The organism is Streptomyces sp. NBC_01255, from assembly GCF_036226445.1.
Lineage (GTDB): Bacteria > Actinomycetota > Actinomycetes > Streptomycetales > Streptomycetaceae > Streptomyces.
Window position 1 is genome coordinate 394,508 of the sequence record NZ_CP108474.1, and the last position, 14,323, is coordinate 408,830.

The 14,323-nt window shown below is 68.4% G+C and carries 10 protein-coding genes and 2 pseudogenes; 7 read left to right on the forward strand and 5 right to left on the reverse strand.

What is annotated here, in order from left to right; genetic code table 11:
- Positions 1-46 precede the first annotated feature (46 nt).
- Both OG357_RS01695 and OG357_RS01700 read right to left on the reverse strand, forming a co-directional pair.
- Entirely contained in the window at positions 47-949 is a 903-nt protein-coding gene (locus tag OG357_RS01695) for an NAD-dependent protein deacetylase (RefSeq protein WP_329619376.1), read from the reverse strand.
- 292 nt (positions 950-1,241) lie between these two features.
- Positions 1,242-2,387, reverse strand: coding sequence for a galactose oxidase early set domain-containing protein (locus OG357_RS01700; protein WP_329619377.1), 1,146 nt, complete (start codon positions 2,385-2,387; stop codon positions 1,242-1,244).
- Positions 2,388-2,459: 72 nt separating this feature from the next.
- Between OG357_RS01700 and OG357_RS01705 the strand changes: the two genes are divergently transcribed.
- The gene (locus OG357_RS01705) at positions 2,460-3,146 is read left to right on the forward strand and encodes a hypothetical protein (RefSeq protein ID WP_329619378.1); all 687 of its coding nucleotides are present in this window, start codon (positions 2,460-2,462) and stop codon (positions 3,144-3,146) included.
- A 323-nt stretch (positions 3,147-3,469) separates the two neighbouring features.
- On the opposite strand, the pseudogene OG357_RS01710 reads toward OG357_RS01705, so the two are convergent.
- Positions 3,470-3,595, reverse strand: a pseudogene (locus tag OG357_RS01710) (IS5/IS1182 family transposase); the annotation flags it as partial.
- Positions 3,596-3,867: 272 nt separating this feature from the next.
- Positions 3,868-4,044: pseudogene (locus OG357_RS38740) on the reverse strand (integrase core domain-containing protein); the annotation flags it as partial.
- A 456-nt stretch (positions 4,045-4,500) separates the two neighbouring features.
- Between OG357_RS38740 and OG357_RS01725 the strand changes: the two are divergent.
- The 4 genes from OG357_RS01725 to OG357_RS01740 all read left to right on the forward strand — a co-directional run bounded on the left by OG357_RS01725 (position 4,501) and on the right by OG357_RS01740 (position 7,323).
- Complete coding sequence (locus OG357_RS01725) at positions 4,501-4,737, forward strand: hypothetical protein (protein WP_329619380.1); 237 nt, start codon at positions 4,501-4,503, stop codon at positions 4,735-4,737.
- 201 nt (positions 4,738-4,938) lie between these two features.
- A complete protein-coding gene (locus OG357_RS01730) occupies positions 4,939-5,751 on the forward strand; it encodes a hypothetical protein (protein ID WP_329619381.1) in 813 nt (270 codons plus the stop codon).
- Positions 5,752-5,841: 90 nt separating this feature from the next.
- Positions 5,842-5,967, forward strand: a complete 126-nt coding sequence (locus OG357_RS01735) for a hypothetical protein (RefSeq protein ID WP_329619382.1) — start codon at positions 5,842-5,844, stop codon at positions 5,965-5,967.
- A gap of 81 nt (positions 5,968-6,048) precedes the next feature.
- The gene (locus OG357_RS01740) at positions 6,049-7,323 is read left to right on the forward strand and encodes an MFS transporter (RefSeq protein ID WP_329619383.1); all 1,275 of its coding nucleotides are present in this window, start codon (positions 6,049-6,051) and stop codon (positions 7,321-7,323) included.
- Positions 7,324-7,867: 544 nt separating this feature from the next.
- On the opposite strand, the gene OG357_RS01745 is transcribed toward OG357_RS01740, so the two are convergent.
- Positions 7,868-10,354, reverse strand: a complete 2,487-nt coding sequence (locus OG357_RS01745; RefSeq protein ID WP_329619384.1) for a phosphatidylinositol-specific phospholipase C domain-containing protein — start codon at positions 10,352-10,354, stop codon at positions 7,868-7,870.
- Between the two features lie 897 nt (positions 10,355-11,251).
- Between OG357_RS01745 and OG357_RS01750 the strand changes: the two genes are divergently transcribed.
- Positions 11,252-11,716 (forward strand): hypothetical protein, encoded by a 465-nt coding sequence (locus OG357_RS01750; RefSeq protein WP_329619385.1) that lies wholly within the window; start codon positions 11,252-11,254, stop codon positions 11,714-11,716.
- Between the two features lie 68 nt (positions 11,717-11,784).
- Complete coding sequence (locus OG357_RS01755; protein ID WP_329619386.1) at positions 11,785-14,235, forward strand: NACHT domain-containing protein; 2,451 nt, start codon at positions 11,785-11,787, stop codon at positions 14,233-14,235.
- Positions 14,236-14,323 lie beyond the last annotated feature (88 nt).

A 14,323-nucleotide genomic window follows, 5' to 3' on the forward strand; every position in this document is an offset into this window, starting at 1 on the left:
ACCAGGCGCCAGGACTGCTCCGGCCACGCGGCGTAGGAGCGCCGCTTCAGGCTGCCGGTGCCCCGCCGTCCACGGGGACGCCCAGTCGGCCGGCCAGGGTGGTCAGGGTCGGCCCCAGAGGAAGAGCGACCCGGGCGACGGCGTGCCGGTCGCCCCGTGTGGGGTCCCGGTTGACGATCAGCACCGGCTTTCCCGTCTGGGCCGCCTGGCGGACGAACCGCAGCCCGGACATCACCGTCAGCGAGGAGCCCAGGACCAGGAGCGAGGTCGCCGCATCGACCAGTTCTCGGCAGTACTCGACCCGCTGCGGCGGAACGGCCTCGCCGAAGAACACCACGTCCGGTTTGAGGATGCCGCCGCACGCGGAGCAGGGCACCACGGAGAAGTCCCCGACCTGCTCGTCGGTGAGGTCGGCGTCGCCGTCCGGATTCAGTCCGGCGGCCACCGGCGCGAACCCCGCGTTGGCCTCCTCCAGTCGCCGGGCGAGTTCCCGGCGCGAGCCGGAGGCACCACAGGAAAGGCAGACGACCCTGCCCAGGCTTCCGTGGAGCTCCACCACGCCCTCGCTGCCGGCGGCGTGGTGCAGGCCGTCGACGTTCTGGGTGATCACACCCGAGAGCAGACCGTGCCGCCCGAACGCCGTCACAGCCCGATGCCCGGCGTTGGGCCGGGCCCGGCCGAACGTGCGCCAGCCGAGGTGACTGCGCGCCCAGTACCGGCGCCGGGCCCGGGCGCTGGCCGTGAACTCCTGGTAGGTCATCGGCGTATGCCGCCGCAAGCTCCCGCCCTCACCCCGATAGTCAGGGATGCCCGACTCCGTGGACAGGCCCGCCCCGCTGAGCACCAGCACACCGCCGACTCTCAGCACGTCGGCGACCGGCTCGGGATCGGTGATGCCTGGCGGCAGATCCTGGGGCGGAGTCCAGCTCAGAGTGGGGCGCATACGCATGCCGCCAGCGTACGGAACGGGCCCGACAACGACACAGGCCACGACCCCGCGGAGCCGATGGCAACCTAAGGCCGTCTGCCGCGGACGTTAGGGCACACTCCCGGCAACCGCGCCGGGAGCATCGCGCACAACCTGCACATGTACCACCAGCAGACCAAGAACTGCTGGTCTCGTACCCCCCGAGGAAGCCCGGCTTCTTCCAGAGTTACGAGAAGAGGCGCCTGACCTGGGCTCTTGCCCGTCAGGCGCCTCTCGGCAGCCTCATCCATCGCCCCGGAGGGAACAGCGGGTGTCAGTCGCCGGCCTTCACCTTGGTGGCGGTGGCACCCGTGGCGGCGGCTGCCGCCGGGGGCTTGAGCTGGACCCAGCCGGCCTTGCTCGGTGCGCCCTCCTCGTTGAGGAGGAAGAGCATGTAGTGGCCGGGAGGGGCTGCGGCGGCGGTCGGCGGCGCCTGGAGCTCCAGGAAGTTGCCGCTGCGGCTCTTGATACGCAGTTCGAGGTGACGCTGGCTGGTGTTGATCGAGTGGGTCGCGGTGGTCGGGGCCAGCAGCACGGCGCGGGTGACGTCGTTGGGCGTGCTGGTGCTCACCGTGATCTTCTCGTTGTAGCCCACGCTGGGGTTGAAGATCAGGCCGAGCGCGGGGCGGCTGCCCTGGTGGAGGTAGGCCGGCTCGTAGATCTCGATGCTGCCGTTGTTGTCGTCGTTGATGTCCGGGTCGTTGGCGAGCTGCTGGAGCTCGTCGCCCGTGATCATGACTCGGCCGTCCGGGAGGACCACGCCGTTGGAGTGGTAGCCGCGCGGCAGCCGCTGGACGGGGCCGAGCTTCCAGTCGCCGTTCTCGTCGCGCAGTTCGACCTGGCGGTACTTCAGGTCGGCGTTGGGGTTGTACGGTCCGTTGCCGTAGTCGCGGATGTCGAAGGCACCGTTGACGGTGAGCAGGTTGCCGTTCGGCAGGAGCAGCGTGTCGTCCTGGGTCCGCCCGAAGGCGCGGGGCTTCTCGGTGTTCCACTTGCCGCCGGCCAGACGGTAGGTGTTCGGGTCGTTGCGGTCGCCGCCGAGGACCAGGACCGAGTCGGGACCTCTGAAGCCGGCCGGCAGGGGGACCGCGGAGCCGTAGTTGCGCCTCCACTCCCCGCCGTCCGGGCCGGGCTTGTCCTTGTTGACGTCCGGGCGGTTCGGCAGGTCGGTCCTGGTGTCGGCGACGGTGTCGAAGAGCCACTGCTGGTCCACCGAGCGGCCGAGACCGTAGATTTTCCCGTCGCGCAGCGAGAACAGATGCGGATAGTCCCATTTGAACGGGGCTTCGGTCGTGAGCCTGTCCACTCCCCAGCCGATCGGCTTGACCGACTTGTCGAACGACACCTGCTGGGTCGCGGCGGGGAAGCGCTCGACGACCGGGGTGGGGGTGCCCCAGCCGAGCTCCGACTGCCCGGACATGATCACCTGGCGTCTCCGGCGATTCTGTCCGGCGCCGCGGGGATCATGGCGCAGCTCACGCTGCAGCACGAGATGAGCGAGATCAAGAGCCATCTCGCGGCGATCGGCAGGAAGGTCGACGACGTGCTCCGCGCCCAGAAGGACGCCGAGTTGGCGAAGATGTTCGGAGCGGGCCTCGACATCGAGTCCGCCATGACAATTCTGGAAGTGGAGGGTCGGGTCGACGACGACACGTGGTCGACCATGCAGGGCAGGACCCACACGATCACGGACACCCTGGGGTGGGCACTGCGTCGCCTCGACGCGCTCACGGAGAGGATGGAGGGCACGAACAAGATCGGTGATCTCGCCAAGACGGCAAAGGAATTGGAGTCCGAGGTCCGGGAGTCGCTCATCGTTCTGGCCCGTTGCTTCGAACTGCAGGGCGCGCTCGACCTGCTGCGGCCGGCACGGGCGCTGGACAAGTCACCGGACGAGCTGGAAGCGCGTCGGCGCGCGCTGGCCGTCGACCGACAGAGGCGGCGGGAACTCATCTCAGAGAAGATCGAGCGACTGATGGCACGGATGGATGCGGCTGCAGGCACGGCCCACTCGCATGTGCTGCTGCACTTGCCCGCACACCGGGCTGTGTGGTGGGTTCGATCAGCCGCATCGGGATCGCCGTCGATGAATTCCAGAGGCTGCTCGGAGTCGAGTCCACTCGGCACTCATGGGAGGCGACACGGTGGTGGGACGCCGCCCGTGACCCGGGGCAACTGAAGACCGCGGCCGCAGAGGCAGGGCGCAAAGCTGCTGCGGGTGCGGTGGTCATGGGGGCTGCGGCGGTACTCGTGGCGAACCGTGCCGCCCTTGCCGGCAGTGAACGCGGCGAAGAGGAGTGAGCGCTCCCCCAGCGACCTGAGGCGCCCTGCCAAGCGACTCGTGTACGAGTGGAACGGTCGCCGGGTCCGGGAGAAGGTCGCCCTGCCCAGCGAGCCCATCCTGGTCACCATCGACAAGAGCAGGCACCAGTGGGAACTCACCCTCGATCCATCCGACCCGAGCGAGCCGTCCCGAGGGGCGCGAAGGGCATGGCGTCGCCAGGTCTTGTCCGACAACGGATCTTGGAGGGGTTCGCGGAGCCGGAGGGTGAGTGCGGCAAGGTGGGCTCCGGCCCTGCAGCGGACTGCGAGTTCGTCGAAGCGGGTGGCGATCGCGTCGCGAAACTGACCAGGACGCCGCGACCTCCCTTATCGCGGTGACCGCCGGGCCGAAGAGGTCGAAGGCCGACCAGAACCCGAGGGAGTGGATGCCACCGCTCCCCGACGTGCACTGCCGATACGTCTCCGGGTGGGTCGCCACCAAGCTTCCCTGCCCAAAGTCAGGCCGGCGCCCTCGTCGCCACCGCAGGTCGCGTCCTCCGACACCACCCTCAACCAGACCGGTAAAAGGCCAAGTCGAACCGTTCCGACTTTCCTGCCGGTGGTTTGTTGGACGGTGATCAGTCGGCTCGTGGTTCTGTGTCAGCGGAGTGGGCTGTCTCGAACTCGGTGGGGCTGATCATGCCCAGACTCGAGTGCAGCCGGCGGTTGTTGTACCACTCAACCCACGAGGCGGTGGCGTACTCGACGTCCGAGACCGTTCTCCAGGGACCGTCGTGGAAGACCTTGGTGCGTAAGGCCAGCCGGCGGACCGCGTCCTCGACCAGGGCATCGGTCACGGTTCGGACCGCGGCCCGGCTGGACGGGCCGGCTGGGGCGGACCAGGCGCCCGCAGGGTTCATGCCGCGATCTTCAGTCCTGCCCGTTCCAGGGTGGTGAGGATCGACTCGACTGCATACCCGTTGGCCCGCATCTGATCGGCGAACGCCACAATCACCAGTTTCGTGGGGTGATCGACGCCTGGGGACCCGGCTCCGTGAGCGTCGACCTGCAGGTCCGGGAACCTTGCGAGCACGCAGCACTGCCAACTGAGCTCGTACCCGCAAACACACAAGTCCATGGCCCGTCCGGCGCCTATGTCGGCCACATCCTCGTATGGACGGGCCAAGGAGCCGCTCTCGCAGCCATGGAGTTCGCCTGGGTCACCGACGAGAGGCGGCACTGCGTGAAGCCTCTGACGCACACCGGAGATCATGCCGGTGTCTCCGGAGAAGGCCGCGCAGCAGCTGATCAGACGCAACGCCCTCGACAAGCTGATCGTCGGTTTCACCAAGGATCGCCACCTCGCCGTTCAGGAGTTGCCGACCGCCAAGCTCACCCGCGACACCTCGGCGGATGCCAGGGCAGCCGTGGCACTGAGCGCCCATTCCGAGCAGCGAACGTCTCGCGAAGGCCGCCTTCGGGAGGAACGAAACCTCGCGCTTCGATAGGTGGCCTTGACCCTTCTCCAGCGGGAGATGCTCGCGACGATGGACCCACACCTCGCTGACCTGCACCCATTCAGGACAGAGAGGCCAGTAGACCCCTCACGAGATCCCCAGCCCCTCCGGAATACCCCCCAGGGGTATATGGTTATGATCGTCGTCGCGAATGGGACACCGCCCGAAGCGGCATCAGACAAGGGAGACGTCATGATGAATCACGCTGGCCACGACCACGGAGGTCACGGGGGCCACGGCGGAGGCCGGCCCGGTGGGCTGTCGGTCTCGGAGAACGGGTACACCCTCGAACTCGACGCGACGATCCTCGCCGCCGGCGTGCAGCAGATCGGCTTCAAGGTGATCGGCCCCGACGGGCACGCGGTGACCGAGTTCGTCCCCGAGCACGAAAAGGAACTGCATTTCATCGCCGTCCGGCGGGACACGGCCGGGTTCCAGCACGTGCACCCGGTGCGGGACGAGAAGGGCACCTGGAGCACCGACCTGACCCTGGAGCCCGGGGACTGGAGGTTCTTCACCGACATCCACCCGGTCGGCCACGACGGGACCCTGACGCTGGGGATCGACGTCGCGGTCGCCGGACCGTACGACCCGCGACCGCTCCCCGAGGCCACCGGGACCGCGCGGATCGGCGAGTACACCGTCGCGCTCGACGGCGCGCTCGTGCCCGGCGAGGCAAGCGCACTCACCCTCACCGTCAGCCGGAACGGCCGTCCCGTCACCGACCTGCAGCCCTACCTGGCCGCTTACGGACACCTCGTGGCACTGCGGGTCGGCGACCTGGGCTACCTCCACGTCCACCCGGAAGGCCACCCCGGTGACGGCATCACCGCGCCAGGCCCCGACATCGCCTTCATGGCGGTCGCGCCCTCGGCCGGCACCTACCGCCTGTACCTGGACTTCCAGCACGACGGCGTCGTGCGGACGGCCGAGTTCACGGTGCACACCGCCGAGGCCGCGCATGTACACGGGGACCACCACCGCGGACACCACGCACACCACTGACCGCGTGTGACCGCGTGGACGGAAACGAGCGCCCGCCGCACTTGAGGGGGCGCTCGCCCCGTCGATACCCACCATCCCGGAAGGAGCGTCATGCCCTACCTGGCCCGACGCACGCCCGACACGGCGGTCGGCACCTCGCGCGACCCCCTCGCCGCCCAGACCCCGCAGGAATGCGGGCTGTGCCCCGACACCCCGGAGAGCGACACCCGTGCCTGAGAACACCCCCGCCTGTACTCGCGGGGCACGGCCTCCATCGCGAGGCCGTGCCCCGCCGCATGGATACGGAAGGAACCCGCCATGCGTCTGTTCGCCGTCCGCGACTACCGCCGTCTGTTCGGCGCCCAGGTCATCGCCCTGTTCGGGACCGGGCTGACCACGGTGGCCCTCGGTCTGCTCGCCTACGACCTCGCCGGTCCGCGCGCCGGTGTGGTGCTCAGCACCGCCCTGACCGTCAAGATGGTCATGTACGTGCTCATAGCGCCGCTGGCCGCCGCCTACGTCGGCCGGCTCCCCAGAAGAACGTTCCTGTTCGGCCTCGACGCGGTCCGCGGCATGGTGGTCCTGGCCCTGCCGCTGGTCACCGAGGTCTGGCACATCTACGCGCTGATCGGCCTGCTCCAAGCCGCCTCCGCGGCGTTCACCCCGACGTTCCAGGCCGTCATCCCCGACATCATCACCGACGAGGCCGCCTACACGCGTGCCCTGTCAGCCTCACAGGTCGCCTCCACCATGGAGAGCCTGCTCAGCCCCGTGCTGGCAGCCGTCGCCCTGACGTTCCTGAGCTTCGACCGGCTGTTCCTGGGCACCTCCGCCGGATTCCTGGCTTCCGCCCTGCTCGTCCTGTCGACGCGCATCCCCGACGCCCGCCCCAGTGACCACACCAAGGCGTGGGACAAGGCGGCGGCCGGGATCAGGACCTTCCTCAGGACTCCGCGGCTGCGCGGCGTCATGGCGCTGAACCTCGTGGTCGCGGCGGCGGGGTCGATCGTCGTCGTCAATACCGTCAACCACGTCCGTGACGAGCTCGGCGGCTCCCAGTCGGACGTCGCCTGGATGCTGGCCGCCTCCGGCACGGGAACTCTCCTGGCCGCACTGGTCGTCCCCCGCGTCCTCGACCGGATCGCCGCCCGCACCGTCATGATGACCGGTGCGGCAGTCCTCGTCGGCGGCACGACCACCGCAGCGACGGTCACCGCGACCGGCCTCACCACCTGGACCGGTACGGCGATCATCTGGACCGTGATCGGCATCGGCATGGCGCTGATCATCACACCAACCGGCAAGGTCCTGCGCGCCTCCGTCGGACGGAACGCGATCCCCGAGGCGTTCGCGGCCCAGTTCTCCCTGTCACACCTGGCCTGGCTGATCACCTATCCCGTCGCGGGGTGGCTCGGCACGAGCGTCGGCTTCACCCTCACCTGGTCCGTCCTTGCGACCCTCGCCGGGGCGGGAGCGATCGGCGCCCTCCTTCTCTGGCCGCGCCACGACGGACAAGGCGCCACGACCGGCCTCGCGACACCCGCCCGGCACGCGCCCGGCTCAGACCGATCCACCCTGACCAAGGCCGCTTGAAGCACCGTGCACAGCGCCCTGGCCGGCTGGTCCTGCCCGGCAAGCCTCCCTGGCCAGACACACCGCATACGCCGTGGCCGCCCCCTCTTCGCGCGGGCGGCGCCCACGGCCTCCTTGCTCCGGACCGAACACAGCGGTTGGATGGGAACGTGCGGGCCGAAGGGCCGATCCCACAGGCAGCACACGAGAACACGGCGGCCTTCGGCTGTCCTTCATGGTCGCCGTGCCCCCGGCTACGGCCTCTGCCCTCGCCACACCCGCGCACTTCAACGTCCAGACACGTCTGCGAACGCCCACGGACGGCAATGAACCGACTGACGGCATGATGGCCTTCCCCGGCTCCTCCTCCACGTAGGGCAGTCAGTCCCGCCGCCCGGGTCGAGCCCTCGCCGGCGGCGATGCCCCATCGGCTGGGGCTGGGGCTGGGGCTGGGGCTGGGGAGAATGAAGGCCCGTTGGGGAGCGGCTGGGGAGGATCGGCTGCACAAGCGGGCACTCGCCCCGCCAGGGAGCCAGCGGGGCGAGTGGTCGGAGTGGAGCGGGTTCTAGATGCGGACGCGGTAGCCGGGGGCTCCGGTACCGGTGGCGATCACTCCCTGGTCGGACCACTTGACGGTCCCGGTCGTGCTGGTGGTGTGGAGGTAGGCGTGGATGGCACCGTTGTCGTCCAGGACGAGATAGTCGGCGCGGCCGTCGGCGTTGATGTCGGCGAAACGGATCTGGCCGGCGAGCCAGAGGGAGGAGCCGGTGGCGACGACGCCCTGGTCCGACCAGCCACCGCGGCCGTTTCCACCGGTGTTGACGTACGCGTGGGTGGCACCCTGGTCGCCGACGACGAGGTAGTCGGCCCGGGCGTCGCCGCCGACATCGGCGAAGCGGACCTGGCCACCGGTCCACGCAGCGGAGCCGGAGGCGATGACGCCCTGGTCGGTCCACTTGATGACGCCGGTCGTGGCGTCGGTGGTGTTGAGCAGGGCGCGGGTGGCGCCGTTGGGGCCGACGACGAGGTAGTCGGCGTGGGCGTCGCCGCCGACGTCGGCGAAGCGGACCTGGTCGCCGGTCCACCCGCTGGACCCGGTGGCGATGAAGCCCCTGTCCTGCCAGCCGCCGCGGCCGTCGCCGCCCATGTTGACGAAGGCGCGGACCGCCCCGTTGGCGGGGTCCACGACCAGGTAGTCGACGCGGGCGTCGCCGCCGACGTCGGCGAAGCGGACCTGGTTGGCCGACCAGTCGTTGGAGCCGGAGGCGATGAAGCCCTGGTCGGTCCACTCGACGGCGCCAGTGGTGGGATTGGCCGTGTTGAGCCAGGCGCGGACGGCTCCGTTGTCGTCCACCACCAGATAGTCGGCCCGGCCGTCGCCGTTGATGTCCACGTCGTAGTCGCCGGAGTCGGCGCCCTGGCGCGGCGGCGCGGGCTTGACCTCGACAGTCTCCTTGATCCAACCCTTGCCGGCGGCCTCCCCGATGCCACGCATGAACGCGTTCGTCATCTTGGCGTAGCCGCTGTTGTTGGGATGCAGGTTGTCGTTGAGGTCGTCAGTGGTCACTGAGCCCATGCCGACCTGCTGGATCTTGTAGCCCCGCTGGAAGCGGTCCAGGACGATCCCCGGGATCGCCTGGTTGTAGGTGTCGATCCGGGCCTGGACCGCGGGGTCGGTGGCCGGCACCAGGGTGGCGACCACGACCACGGTGTCGGGCGAGGCCGCATGGATCTGGTCGATGAGCGCAGCCAGCCGCTGGGGCGCGGTCGCCACCTGGTGGTTGCGGTTCATGTCGTTGGTGCCGATGTGCAGCGTGATCAGATTGGGCTTCGCCGCAGCCAGCCAGGTCTCGATGTTCGCCTGCAACTCGTCGATACGCCAGCCCGAATGTCCCTCGTGACGTGTCACGCCATCGGCATCGACCAGCGAACCTACGAACTCCACCAGGCCGCCCGAACGCTTGACGAGTCTCTCCGCCAGGGCGGGCCGGTAGCCGGTCCGGGTGGTGCTGCCCACGCCCAAGGTGATCGAATCGCCCAGGGGCATGACCGTGAGCCGGGGCACCTGCCAAGTGAGGCCGTCCCACGGCCGGTTCGCGGCGATGATCGTATTGATCATGGCGTAGCCGGGGTAGTCCATCATGATCTCGCCGGTACGGTTCTTCACTTCGCCCAGCGGCCCGAGAACCTTTTCGTTCACTCGGTCCGCGACGGCCTTGGGATAGGCGAAGGCGCTGGAGCCGCTCGTGTGGTTCACGTAGATACGTGAGGCGTCATTGTCGTTGTCCGCCGCGGTGAGGTGGTCCGTGACCTTCTGGACCTTTGATTCGATGTCACCGGGGAGGATGGTCGCTACTTTCCAGTCGTCCTGGATGGAGAGGCTGCCGTCGTTGATGCCGTACTTGCCGCTGGCCTCACCTATGTTACGGAAGCGCTCCAGGACGATCTTTCCGCGTACATCACTCAGCTTCGGAACGACCGCCTGACCCGCCCCGCTGACCGACGGCCCCCAGAATTTCTTGGCGTTCGGGTCTCCGTCGATGTACGTGCGGAAAATCGCGGCGCGTTGCGCGTCGGTCGTACTTTGCGGTTCGTCATTGCAGACTTCGATGGCTTCGCTGCTGTTGTCGCACTCGGCCCGCATGTGCATCATGACTGTTTCGGAGGGGTGCGCCGACAGGAAGTCGTTCAGCACCCTGAGGACATCGCCGAAGTTCGCGTCCTGGTACACCGCGCCGTGGTGGATCGTGAAACTTCCGCCAATGGCCCGCACGCGGATGTCGATGGACCTGATGCCCGCCTGGAGCTGAGCGGCGAGCGTCTGGGCGCCGGGGCCGCCGTTCTGCTGCGTGTACGTACTGTCGCCGCCGCGGATCGACAGCGTGTCGTGGGTGCCGGGCACGGACAGCCAGCCGAGCGGCGTCTCACCATCGATACCCTTCATCCAGTCGGGATTGTTCGCCTTTCCCAGCGACCGGTAGGCCGGGTTGTCCGTGTCGTCATCCAGCGCCCATGCCGTTCCAGGGGCCAGGACGGTGAGGATTCCGGTCATGGCTATGAGTGTCGTGAGCAGGGCGACAACTCTGTGCCACCCGGTCCTCTTCGCAATGCAATGTCTCACGCAAGGTCTCCAAGAAAGCGTTCACACATATCTGCCCTCGATGCCTCGTGCGGGGTTTTGATAATCTTCAAGAAGACGAAGAGGCGGAGCTTCTTCCCCGCAGGGCGACAGGCCTTTCGTGAGCATCCCGCATCCTGCTGTCGTTTCGATAACGTGCCGCTAACGGCCGACCGGTGGACAAGCGCGTGGGAAGGAACCGACGAGCCGGATATTGCCGCCCCAAGGCTTCTCCTTCGGGGCCTCGGGGAGGCGGATCGTGGCGGTGAGGCCGCCGGTGGGTGGGGGTGTCGGTGGGCGCGAGCGACGCTGTGGCGATCCATCTGATCGACCTGGGTTCGCCGCCAAGATCTGGTCGGCCGGCGGTGGCGGGAGGTGACTAACGCCGGGTCGACCACCGGCCACCGGCCACCGGGTTGAACGTCGGGGGGCACTGGTGGGCATGAAGAGGTCCGGGGCGCTGGGCTTACCGGCGAGCGCGGGCGCCACGGGGCGCTGGCTGCGCTCGCTGCTGATCTCCCCAGCCCGATCCTCGCCGACGTGACCGGGATGCACCGCCACACCGCGCTCCGCGCCTATGCCAGGCGTGACTGGGTCGAATACCTTGCCGCCCGAGCGAAGGACGAGGTCAACAAGGGGCAGCGGAATTGGCCCCGTCGTCGCAGCTGGGGACGCCGGCGGCATCCGGCCTCGGCGCTGGTTTCACGGCTGGTCCCTGGCGCACCAGCGGCCAGGGAACCAAAGGACCCTGTGGACAGTATCTTGTTAGGGATGCTGCGGCTTGAGCAACCGTCGAGATCGCAGGCGAGCCGACGGACTAGGGGGTAGCACATGCTGGAGGAGGGGTTGACCGTGCTGGCCGCTGCGGGGGGCGCCGCGGTGGTGCAGGCTGCGGGAACCAGCTCTTGGCAAGGGTTCCAGCAAGCCGCGGCACGATGGTTCGGCCGCGGGGGCGAGGAACGGGTACACGTCGAGCTGGACCGCAGCGCCCATGCCTTGGCAGCTGTGCAGGACGGCGAGGCGGGCACGGTCAGACGAGACCAACAGGCCGCGTGGCAAGCACGTTTCGAGGCGGTGCTGGTGAGCCTCAGTGACGCCGAGCGGAGGTCGGCCGCCGATGCCTTGGACACGCTGCTTCAGGAGCATCGGCGCGACGACGGAGTATCGGCGGCGGGGGACGGACAGGCGGTTCGCGGTGACGTCCAGATCCGGGCCGAGCATGGGTCCGTTGCCGCCCTGCGCATGGGGGACGTCTCGCTGGGAAACCCTTCACAGCCGGGTCCGCCGCGGGGCTGAGCGCGCCCGAAGGCACCGAAGCCCCACATATCAACGCCGACATCGCCATCACCGCTTACGGAGGAGGGGTGGCGGTCGGGTACGCCGACCATGTCACCTACAACGTCCTGCCGCCGGGATCGCGCGATGCCGCCCGCAGGGGCGACGCGCAGCTGAACTCCTACCTCTACACCGCTTCACGGATCGCCGACCACCACCCCTATCCGGGCCTGGTCGAAGGCCCAGGGCCGCTGCCGCTGGCCGAGATCTACGTTCGTCAACTGGCCCAGGGGCAGCGCGACGCTGAGGACCAGGACGATACCGACACACGCGGAGCGGACGTGGCCAGCGTCCCGGTGCCTGCAGAAACCATCTTCACGGGGGGCGGTCGCGTTCGCGTGGTCCTGGCCGGCGCCGGGGGCGGAAAGTCGGCCCTGCTGCGCCACCACCTGGCCACCGGAGCCGGTCACTGGCTGGTTCACGGGAAGGGTGATCGGGTTCATGCGTCGATGCCGGTCCTGGTACGCGCCACGACCCTGGCCGACAGCCCCCTGCTGACCCAGGGTCTCGCACAGGCCGTCGTGGACGAACTCGGCCCGTACGGGCTGCGTGAGACGCTGACCTCGGAGTTCTTCAGCCGACCCCCGCACCCACAAGTGCCCTGGCTGGTGATGGTCGACGGCCTTGATGAGGTTCCGGACCGCACCACCCGCGTCACTCTGATGAATCGGCTGGCTCGCGAGGCGGACGACGAGTCGTCGCCGTACCGGTTCATCGTGGCAACCCGCCCTCTGCCGGGCGGGGAACTCGACCGGCTGGGGCCTGGTGCCGAACACTTCGAACTGCAGCCCTTCAGTCCGGCGGACGTGTGGGCGTACGCCCGAGGATATTTCCGCGACCTACCGGACAGCGAACGTCAGGTCAGGATCTTCACGGCGGGACTCAAAGAGTCGGGGCTGGACGGTCTGGCTCGCACGCCCCTGATCGCCTTCATCCTCTGCCAGCTGTACACCGCCGACCCCACCCGGCCCCTGCCCGAAGGCCGTACCGGTGCCTACCAGTCGTTCGTCGAGCTGCTCTACGAACAGAACACCCACAAGAGCATCCGCCACACCCACGACGAGGTGATCCGGGCCCTCAAGGACCGCCACCAGATCCCCAGGGACCAACAGGCCGCCGAGCAGGCCGCGCAACTGGTTCGAGAGGGCCTACCCGAGCTGATCGATCACGTGGCTTACGAGAGGATCAACGGGAACACTGCCCCGGCCGTCGAGATTCTCTCTCTCCGACTGGACGTCCAACGCCCGGCGAAGGTGAAGCCGCCGCTCTGGAACGCATTCCTGGGTGATCTCCTGCGGCCCACCGGCCTACTGGCCGAGCACTCGGGCGACTTCCACTTCCTGCACCAGACCCTCCTCGAGTATCACGCGGCCCGCCACGCGACGCGCGACGAACAGGCCCGCGCCGCACTGCTTCACGAGTTGTTCCTCCGTAATCGTGCCTATGCCGATCACGATCTGCAGCCACGTCGTCCCATACAGCCGTCCCACCTCAGCTTTCTCCTCGACGGGCTCCTCGCCCCGGCAGATCACATCGCGACCCAGACGATCCGGGTCCTCGACGACCTCTCAACGTCGGGCCACCCCACCGCCTGCAAGCTCCTGGTCAAGCTGGTAGAGCTGCGCACCAAACTCCCCCCGGACTCCACCGCACGCCAACTCGCAGCTCATGCCCGCCACCAGAGCCTGTCCACCAACCGTGTACTGGCCGCCCGCACTTTGGCCACGGTGTCCGGGCACCAGGACGAAGGCGCCACGCTTCTGGCCGGTTTCGTCGGCGATACCAGCCTCCCATTCCGCGATCGAGTAAGCGCGGCCACACTTCTGGCCACAGTGGACGGCCACCGGTCACAAGCCGCTCAGCTCCTCCTCGATCTGGCAGGCGACCGAACCCTCAGCTTTGAATTTCGTGTCGCCGCTGGCTACGGCTTGGCCAGCTTGAAGGAGCGCCGCGACGAGATCGTCCAACTCTTTGCCCCTTGGGCCGACAGCGTCACCCTTCACATCAAGGACCGAACAACCGCCGCCTCGCTCCTAGCGGCGGCCGGCGATGAGCGCGCCAATCAGCTGCTCTTCCGCGTGGCCAACGACAGTAGCTTGGATATCCGTATACGCGTGCACGCCGCCCGCGGCCTGGCTCAGATCGGTGACGAACGCATCGCGACCGTACTCATCGCCCTCGCTGAGGTTAACGACCCCGAGGGCGATATTCATGGCCATGTGCGCGCGGCCGAAGTTCTGTCGTTTCTGCCCCGGTACCGGGGCACGGCAGCCGGAGCGCTCACGCGAATCGCCACTGACAGCGCGCACTGGGACGGACTCGCCCGCGTAGAGGCTGCCGAGTACCTGGCCTGGCTGGACGGATACCGGGCGCACGGCACCGATCTGCTCACCCGCCTCGCCGAGGGAGGTCGTAGCCGCGACCATGCGACGAGAGCGCTGGCCAAACTCCGTACCGGTCGACGCCCCACGTGGCGGTGAACTGCTCATCAGGGAGCCGGGATAGGAATAGTGCACAGTTGCAATATCCCCTCCCACCAGTAACGCGCAGCCTGGAAAACGGCTGTTG